This window comes from Sphingobium sp. GW456-12-10-14-TSB1, assembly GCF_059424385.1.
The window spans coordinates 1-7797 of the sequence record NZ_JBWKZI010000007.1 but is presented as its reverse complement, the minus strand read 5'-3'; the positions used below and the strand labels follow the sequence as shown (position 1 = coordinate 7797).

Annotated in this window: 11 protein-coding genes; 6 read left to right on the top strand and 5 right to left on the bottom strand. The window is 61.7% G+C overall.

Going from position 1 to position 7797, the window contains the following annotated elements:
* Nucleotides 1-370 precede the first annotated feature (370 nt).
* A complete protein-coding gene (locus AC07X9_RS24410; RefSeq protein WP_495198022.1) occupies nt 371-925 on the top strand; it encodes a recombinase family protein in 555 nt (184 codons plus the stop codon).
* Nucleotides 926-1097: 172 nt separating this feature from the next.
* Nucleotides 1098-1790 carry a hypothetical protein gene (locus AC07X9_RS24405; protein WP_132470435.1) on the top strand — a complete coding sequence of 231 codons (693 nt, stop codon included), beginning with the start codon at nt 1098-1100 and terminating at the stop codon, nt 1788-1790.
* Nucleotides 1791-1816: 26 nt separating this feature from the next.
* On the opposite strand, the gene AC07X9_RS24400 is transcribed toward AC07X9_RS24405, so the two are convergent.
* The 5 genes from AC07X9_RS24400 to AC07X9_RS24380 all read right to left on the bottom strand — a co-directional run bounded on the left by AC07X9_RS24400 (nt 1817) and on the right by AC07X9_RS24380 (nt 5281).
* Nucleotides 1817-2257: a helix-turn-helix domain-containing protein gene (locus tag AC07X9_RS24400; RefSeq protein WP_495198021.1), complete on the bottom strand. Its 441-nt coding sequence runs from the start codon at nt 2255-2257 to the stop codon at nt 1817-1819.
* A 77-nt stretch (nt 2258-2334) separates the two neighbouring features.
* Nucleotides 2335-3441 (bottom strand): replication initiation protein, encoded by a 1107-nt coding sequence (locus tag AC07X9_RS24395; RefSeq protein ID WP_495198020.1) that lies wholly within the window; start codon nt 3439-3441, stop codon nt 2335-2337.
* Nucleotides 3442-3825: 384 nt separating this feature from the next.
* Complete coding sequence (locus tag AC07X9_RS24390; RefSeq protein ID WP_495198019.1) at nt 3826-4122, bottom strand: hypothetical protein; 297 nt, start codon at nt 4120-4122, stop codon at nt 3826-3828.
* Nucleotides 4119-5012 carry a hypothetical protein gene (locus AC07X9_RS24385; protein ID WP_495198018.1) on the bottom strand — a complete coding sequence of 298 codons (894 nt, stop codon included), beginning with the start codon at nt 5010-5012 and terminating at the stop codon, nt 4119-4121. Before AC07X9_RS24385 ends, AC07X9_RS24390 begins: the two co-directional genes overlap by 4 nt.
* The gene (locus AC07X9_RS24380; protein WP_495198017.1) at nt 5012-5281 is read right to left on the bottom strand and encodes a mobilization protein; all 270 of its coding nucleotides are present in this window, start codon (nt 5279-5281) and stop codon (nt 5012-5014) included. Before AC07X9_RS24380 ends, AC07X9_RS24385 begins: the two co-directional genes overlap by 1 nt.
* A gap of 223 nt (nt 5282-5504) precedes the next feature.
* Between AC07X9_RS24380 and mobQ the strand changes: the two genes are divergently transcribed.
* The 4 genes from mobQ to AC07X9_RS24360 form a co-directional block, all read left to right on the top strand.
* Nucleotides 5505-6542 (top strand): MobQ family relaxase, encoded by a 1038-nt coding sequence (gene mobQ, locus AC07X9_RS24375; RefSeq protein ID WP_495198016.1) that lies wholly within the window; start codon nt 5505-5507, stop codon nt 6540-6542.
* 69 nt (nt 6543-6611) lie between these two features.
* Nucleotides 6612-6857, top strand: coding sequence for a type II toxin-antitoxin system ParD family antitoxin (locus AC07X9_RS24370; RefSeq protein WP_021224656.1), 246 nt, complete (start codon nt 6612-6614; stop codon nt 6855-6857).
* Nucleotides 6850-7140 carry a type II toxin-antitoxin system RelE/ParE family toxin gene (locus tag AC07X9_RS24365; RefSeq protein WP_495198015.1) on the top strand — a complete coding sequence of 97 codons (291 nt, stop codon included), beginning with the start codon at nt 6850-6852 and terminating at the stop codon, nt 7138-7140. Before AC07X9_RS24370 ends, AC07X9_RS24365 begins: the two co-directional genes overlap by 8 nt.
* Nucleotides 7141-7168: 28 nt before the next feature.
* Nucleotides 7169-7797 (top strand): hypothetical protein (locus tag AC07X9_RS24360; RefSeq protein WP_495198014.1); only part of this gene is annotated, 629 nt, incomplete at its 3' end.

The following is a 7797-nucleotide window of genomic DNA, read 5'->3' as shown; positions in this document are numbered from 1 at the left end:
GGCCGCCGCAAAGTCTAATCAGGACAGCCGCGATCAAGCCGTGACCAATCTCGGCCGAGACCTATAGGCGTTTCTTGAGGATAAGATTTACCTAGTCATGAAAAAATCGGTAGCGAGAATATTTGAAGCAAAAAGTTTGACCAAGCCAGGAGGTCAAATATATCGCACAATAAACTCGCTACCGAAATATATGAATGTAGACGAGCTAGTAGCTTACGCAGTTAAGCATGGCTTTGGCTATCGGATAGAAAACGGCGTCATACGGTTCTTTGCACCGAGCTGATGCAAAACTCATAGGTTCTGCATCACTACGGGAACGGCAGAAATCCGGGCACTTCCGTGATGCATATATCCGATGCACAATGGTTGCATGATCTACGGCTATGCGCGCGTCTCCTCCAACGGGCAGGACCTCACCCAGCAGGTCGCCCAGCTCCTCGCTGCCGGTTGCGTGAAGGTCTACCAGGAGAAGGCCAGCGCGGGGTCGGCCGAGCGGCCGAAACTCAAGCGCGCGATCGGCGCGCTCGATGCCGGCGACGTGCTGATGGTGACAGCCACGGATCGCCTGGCGCGCAACACCCGTGACCTGTTGAACATCCTCCATGCGGTGAAGGAGGCAGGGGCTGGCTTCCGGTCGATCGCGGAGCCGATGGTGGATACCACCTCGCAGTTCGCCGAGGTCGTTATCGCCGTGTTGGGGATTGCGGCGAGCTGGGAGCGCCAGCGGATCGTGGAGCGCACCGCAGTCGGCCGTGACCAGGCTAAAGCCCGTGGGGTCAAGTTCGGCCGGCGAGCGGCCCTCACCCCTCACCAGCAGGCCGAGGCGCTACAGCGGCTTGCCAAGGGCGACACGCAGCGCACCGTTGCGGCTCTGCTCGGGGTCGATCAGGCGACGATATCGCGCCTGTCGCGACGGCAGGAATAATAGCCTTCCTGCGCTCATACCAATTTATACCAATTGGCGGTTCCACAGCACTTATGCCGGAATAATTCGCAATAAATGCGATTTAGCTTGCGTAAGCGTGGCAATAATTCCAAATGATCCTTGTCGAGAGGCGAATCAGTGCTCGGGACAATCGACAACGAAAGGAATTGTTATGACACGCCTGAAGGAAATGGGGGAAAGTGCCGCTTGGCACCTAATGGTTGGCGCTGCTCTCGAAGGCGCACGTCAGCAAGGGTATGCTCTCAAGAAGCAGCCTGGTCGCGGTCTCTCCAACACCTATGAGCTGACCAAGGATGGTAAGACGCAGACTGCCAGCATCCGCACCACTCGCGATCGCTGGGTAGCCTTTCCGCCGCTTGATGATGGCAAGCGTTGGAAGACCCTTGATGACGTGGACCTCGTTCTGGTCGCTGCCGTTGATGATCGGCTAAACCCCCAGAACGTAGATGTGTATCTCTTCCCCGCTGACGAGGTGAAGAAGCGGTTCGATGCGTCCTATGCTGCGCGGATCGAGAACGGCCACACCGTCCGCAATAACTACGGCATGTGGGTAATGCTCGATAAGGGAGACGATGCGGTAATCAGCCAGGTCGGCCACGGGATCGCGGAGGAATACCCGCGCATCGCGAACTTCAGCATCGATGAACTGGAGGGCACGGTTTCCAAGGACGTGCGGAAGATGGCTGACGAAGCCGCGCCGGAGCCTGAAGAGGCCATCCCGGCTGACGCAGGTCCGCCGCTCAATACCGTTGCGGATGTGCTGGCTTTCGCCCGCGAGAAGATCGCCGTTCTGACCGGCATGCCGGGCGACACGATCAAGCTCGACCTCAAGATGGGTGTGTAAATCTCATTTGATGGATGTGATCGCGGTCATTCGTCGGGGCGACCAAATAGGCGACCGAAAAACCCCCTCTTGGATTCCGTGGGGCCGGGTCCGGCCAGCAGTCCGATCACTCGGGCTTGAGCCTCACGCCGTTCCTCATCCGATTGATCGAGGCGACGGCGAAGATCATCGATCGTGCCGTCCCGATCGCGCAACTGTTCCAGGGCAGCATCAAGACGGGCCTGCAACACGTTGGAATCTGACCCGTTACGGGTGTCAGTATTGCCGTTGCGTATCGTTTCAGAAGGCGTTTTGGTTACTGGTGCGGCTGACTTGGGGGGGTACACCCGGTGCAGTTCGACCGGTTCAATCGAGAAAGAGCCATCATCCTTCTTTGTCGCAGAAATCCGACCGCTGTTGATGGCTCGCGATATGGAAGCCTTGCTAATACCCGTCGCCTTCGCGGCCTCTCCGAGGGTGTAAGCCATCTTATCGGTCCCTGTTGCGTATCGTTTCAAAACATGATCCGCTAACCGTTAGCAGAAACGGTCGGATGGCGAAACGGTCAGACCCGGCCCCACTTGGTGGCACACCCCGTAACCCATTTCGTCCAGTCTGCCTTGAGAGCATCTCCTACCAGTTTACGGCGCTGCTCGGGGCGCACGCGGGCATATTGATCCGCCAGTCGCTGCACGGAGTGACCACCGCCTAGGGCCATTCCAATCGCATGAAGCTCCGGGGCCTTGAACTCGTCCACCTGATCGTCGGCCGGCCAGCGTAGGGTGTCCGAAACCGACAGCCGAGAAGCCGCCGAGGCGATGAGGCTGGCGGTGTCGACGATGGTTTCTGTCGTCCCTTCCCGGCGGGCTTTTCGACCGCTGCTATGGCGTCCTGCCTCATCGGCCGCGGCGTCAGTGGCGTCGTCGTCTTTAGGGGTGAAGGTCAGGGTGACGTGGGTGATCTTGCCCCGCGCTCCGCGCTTTTCCGACCAGTCCATCGTGAAGGCGGCGAGCTGATCGATTTCGGATTTGCCAGGTGTCAGCACCAGACGCCGGAAATCGGAGAAGTTGGGCATCGAATTAGAGGGTGCGCCAAGCCGCTCCCGCAGCTCATCGACCGTTCCGGACCATGTGGGGCTACGCCGTCCAGCCAGCAGGCAACCCATCTCATAGAGGGTGATCGCATACTTCGACCGGAAGGCGAGCAGAGCCGCCCGGTTAAGGCGAGCGTAGTAATCGCTCCCCTGCAGGATTGCCCTAGCCGGTGCCGTGAACTCCCACTCGACGGTGGCCCGGCCGTCTTCCGCATGTTCGTTGAGCGTCCAGGCGAGCAGGGCAGCGGTGAGCGTCGCCGCACGCCCCTGCGCCGAGGTCGAAGGCATTTGGAACTTCACATCCATCAGCTCATCGAGGGTGTCCTGGATCCGATCATTGGCGTTGTGGGTGCCTCGCAGATCGCGCTTGGCGATGACGTGCGATCCCGGCCGCCATGCTTCGCCGGCAGCTTTGGCGATTAGAAGGGCTAGGGTTTTGCGGGCCGCCAAAGAGGGTGACGTACCCGCACCGAACCGTGCTTCGATGAACTCGCCAGCTTTGACGATGGCATGACCGTCACGAACCGAGATCGTGGAAGCCGCCTTCATCGTGCGGCCGATGGGAAGGTCGTCGGGCACGGCATGAGCTTAATCAGTTACGACATAAGATCAACGCCAATGTCATAGATCGCATAATCGCCCCATTCCTCGGGGGCACCCGATCCGTCGTAACTGAGCACCCCATTTGTCGTAGGTGCTCACCCCATTTGTCGTAACTGAGCACCCCATTTGTCGTAGGTCGAGCCATTTTCCCTATATGAATCAACAGACAAGCAACCCCTGAATCATAGAATCAATAGAATCTAGAATCATCGCGGGCGCGCGAGGCTGGCGTTGCATGATGACAAGCGGAATCGGCCTTCGGCCGATGCGCCGATGTTGCGTGCCGGCTACGCCGTCACAAGAGCGGCCTACCGGCCGCAGGCTTGGCGAGGGAGGAGTCGGGGCGAGGGCATCGTGCCATCATTCGCCGGTCGTCACGCGGCGAGGGGGCTTGCCGTTGCGATCGTGGACGACGATCGCGGACACGCCCGAGGCGGCGATGCGATCGATCAGGCGACCGGCTTCCTCGTATTGGTCGCTAGGCCAGTCGCGGGCGACGTGGACGCGATCCCCGCCGATTTCGAGCGTCAGGTGCGAAATGGAGGGATCGAGGTCGAGCAGCCGCGCCATGTCGGCCTGGGTGTTGAGCGTGACGTGCCGGAGATCATGGCCGGTCATGACGAGCTGCCAGGTGCGGGTGCGATCATCGAGGCTCATGGCAGCAACCACCCGGTGTAGGTCTTGGCGTCGGGGTTCGCGCCGAAGCACCAGTATGCCCCGTCGCGCTTCTCGCGTTTCCAGCCGTGATCCTTGGGGCAAGCGGCGATGGCAGGGATGGTCTGTTCGCTGGCCTGATCGATGCGGCGGGCGAGCTTGCCGTTGGTGGTGTTAGCCCAGCTCGCCGCAGCCGTTTCATCACGGGCGCGGGCGTAGCCTTGCGCATCGCCGGCCCCGTTACCCAGGTAGTAGCCGTAACCCCCGGCGATCGGGACCAGCAGGGCGAAGCCGGCGAGCGCGCCGTTCCACCACCTGTCCCATCGGCGCCGGCGCTGCTCATGGGCGCGACGATCGGCGGCATCGGCGGCAAAACGATCGGCCAGAGCAGCGTGCGCGGCCGTGTCAGCGTCAATCCGACGCAGCAGGGCTTCTCCCGCTCCGGCAAGGCCATCTGCGGCCCCATGACGCGCTCCGGCTTCCGCACGGGCCTCCAGGGCGGCAGGATCGACCAGGCGGGCCGCTATGGCCTTGTCACGGGCTTCCTCGTCCTCGGCGCGCTGTGCGTCCCTGGCGGCGGCATCGGCCAAGCTGGCGCGGACGTCGGACACCAGGTCGCGCAGGGTGCCGAAGCCGGCGAGGACGCGCTGGATGTTGGTGTCGAGGTGGGAGAAGAAGCTGTGCGCCTGGGCGGCGTCGGCGGCATCGCGCGCGCGACCGGCGGCAGAGGGCGGCGGATCGGGGGGCGTGTCGAACTCGGCGGGATCGAACCTGCCGGCCGGGGGATCGGTGCGGCTCCCACCACGCGCCATTCCCCTTCCGCGTCCCTGATCGTGGAGCTGGCGCGCCTGTTCGAGCAGGCGGCGCGGGTCGTCCTCCCGGTCGCGGTCCATCAGCTATCCTCCCCGGGCAGCGTCCATCCCTCGAACGGTTTGCGATCCTGATCCCGGTTGATGCGGTGGGTCAGCTCGGAGACGATGCCGGCGAACCGTTTGTCCTTGCTGGCGGCGTCGATGAGCAGTCCGCCCAGGATGATCTTGCGCCGAGTGTCGAGACGACGACCTTCAGCAGCGACACGGGCATTGAGCGCGTCGAGGCGGGCCTTGGCCTGCTCAACTCGTTTGCGGGCCTGATCGATTGCTTCTGGTGTCGGTGCCGCCATGTTCCCTACCCGAAAGCACGAATATGAAGTGACTATAGCGCAACCCAACGAATGAAGCCACCCGAGACGACAGCAGGAAGACAAGGGCGCACTTTAGCATTACTGCGTAATGCGTGCGGCAGGGATACCCTGCACCCATGTCGCAATGCGACAGCGGGGCCTCTGCCCCACACCCCGACCAGCGCAACGCCGCTGGACCACGTTGGAGAAGGCAGGCGCAGCGATGGCGATCTACCATCTGGCGGTGAAATCGGTGTCACGCTCGACCGGGCGTAGCGCGGTCGCGGCGGTCGCGTATCGTGCCGGCGTCTGCCTCGAAAACGAGCGCGACGGCTTGGTCCACGACTACACGCGGCGAGGCGGCGTCGAGGATGCGTTCATCGTCGTGCCGGAGGGCGCGGAGTGGGCGCAGGACCGCTCCGCGCTGTGGAACGCGGCCGAGGCGGTGGAGAAGCGCAAGGACGCCAAGGTGGCGCGGGAATACGAGCTGGCGTTGCCGGCCGAGCTGGACGCCGGCCAGCGCCGCGACCTGGTTCGTGCTTTTGCGGAGGATATCCGCGACCGCTACGGGGTGGCGGTCGATGCGGCGATCCATACCCCGCATGATTACGGCGACGATCGCAACCACCATGCCCACGTCATGACGACGACGCGGGAGGTCGGGCCGGAGGGGTTGGGGGCGAAGACGCGCCAGCTCGACGTGCGCACGACGGCCTCGGTGGAGGTGGAGGCGATCCGGGAGCGGTGGGCCGGGATGGTCAACGACGCGCTGGAACACGCCCAGGTGGCCGAGCGGGTCGATCATCGCAGCTATGAGCGTCAGGGGCTTGATATCGAGCCGACCGTGAAGATGGGTCATGCATCGGCTGCGATCGAGCGTCGCGCCGAACGCGAGCAGATCGCAGCCGGCGAGGAGCCGCACGCCGTCACCCCGCGCGGGCAGATGAACGAGGCGATCATGGAGAAGCGGGGATTGGGCTTCTACATCGAGCGTGGTCAGGAGCGGATACGGGAGTGGTCCCACCAGCTTCGCGAGCGCGCCGAGCTGGCGATGCAGGGCATGTCGAGCCTGGTCCAGGGCGCAGCGCGGGCGATGCGATCAGGGTTGCAGACCAGTACCGGCGACGGGTTCGACGGGTTGCCGGCGATCGACCAGTCACCCCGCCGCGAGCAGACCGGTCCCGAGTTGGATCAACCACAGATAGAGCGCGATCGGCAGCGGGATCGGCAACACGATCACGACATAGGGTTCGGGCGATAGCGGAAGGCTTCGCTTTACCAGCAGCATGTGCTAAATAGCACCAATAGTATGAGAAACATGGAGGCCGCTATGGCGACGGTGCGCAAGACGATCACCCTTACCGAGCAGCAGAATGCGTGGATTGCCGCGCAGATCGACGCCGGCAGCTACACCAACGACAGCGAGGCAATCCGCGACCTCATCCGGCGCGAGCAGGAGCGTGGCCTTGAGATGGAGAGCATCCGTCAGGCGCTGATCGAAGGCGAGCAGAGCGGTGAGCCGGAGCTGTTCGACTTCGCCGCGTTCAAGCGGCGCAAAGCCGAGCAGCATGGCTGAATACCGGCTTAGCCCAAGGGCGCAGCGCGACCTCGATGCGATCTTCGACTATACCGTGACGCATTGGGATTTGCCCCAGGCGATGCGCTACACCGACCTCATCGAAGCCGCTTGCGCCGATCTGGCCGAAGCACCGCAGCAGGCGCAGGGCTGCGCCAACATCCGGCCAGGCTATCGACGGCGCGGTGTCGAGCAGCACGTCATCTACTTCCGGCCGACTAGCTACGGCATCGCCGTCATCCGCATCCTGCATCAGCGCATGGATGCGAGCCGTCACCTGTAAGATAATAGAATTATAAAGGGGGAATCACATGAGATTTAGCTTCATCGTTGGCTTGGCCGCAATTGCCTGCGCAACGCCAGCATTTGCCGGAACTAAGCTATGGGGTGATTTTGAGTCGGGAATGACGCCGCAACAGGTTGTTGACGTGGCTGTTAAAATTCCAGGGGTGAGTGGAGCGAAGATAAAGCAAAAAAAGGATCGAGTTGAGGTTGATGTAAGTCACGGTATGTATTCAAAGTTTGAGGTAGCCGGGAAGAAGAGCCGGTTAAATTTCTCTTTTAGAAACGGCGTATTGTTTGCTGTAGATATTTCACCGGAGCCATACGAGTTTGGAACTCCCGGTTGTATACAAGGTGGTGTCCAAGCCTTCCGCTACTACGACGAGCTACTGAAGACGAAGTACGAGCGAAACTATGATCCAACGCCCGACGTGGATGACGCCCAAGTCAATTTGATGATCGCGCGTGCCAACCTCGCGACCTTGAGCAAGGAACGCTACACTGTGCCGGTAAACAGCATGGCAGCAGGCTATACCGACGGAAAGGTGCAGATCATCAACCGTGTTCGATTCAGTTACCTCACCGTTGGTCTATGTGGTCGTCAAGGCAATCTGCGCGGTTCCACGTCTCTCAGCTATATGGATAAATCAGAGTTTGA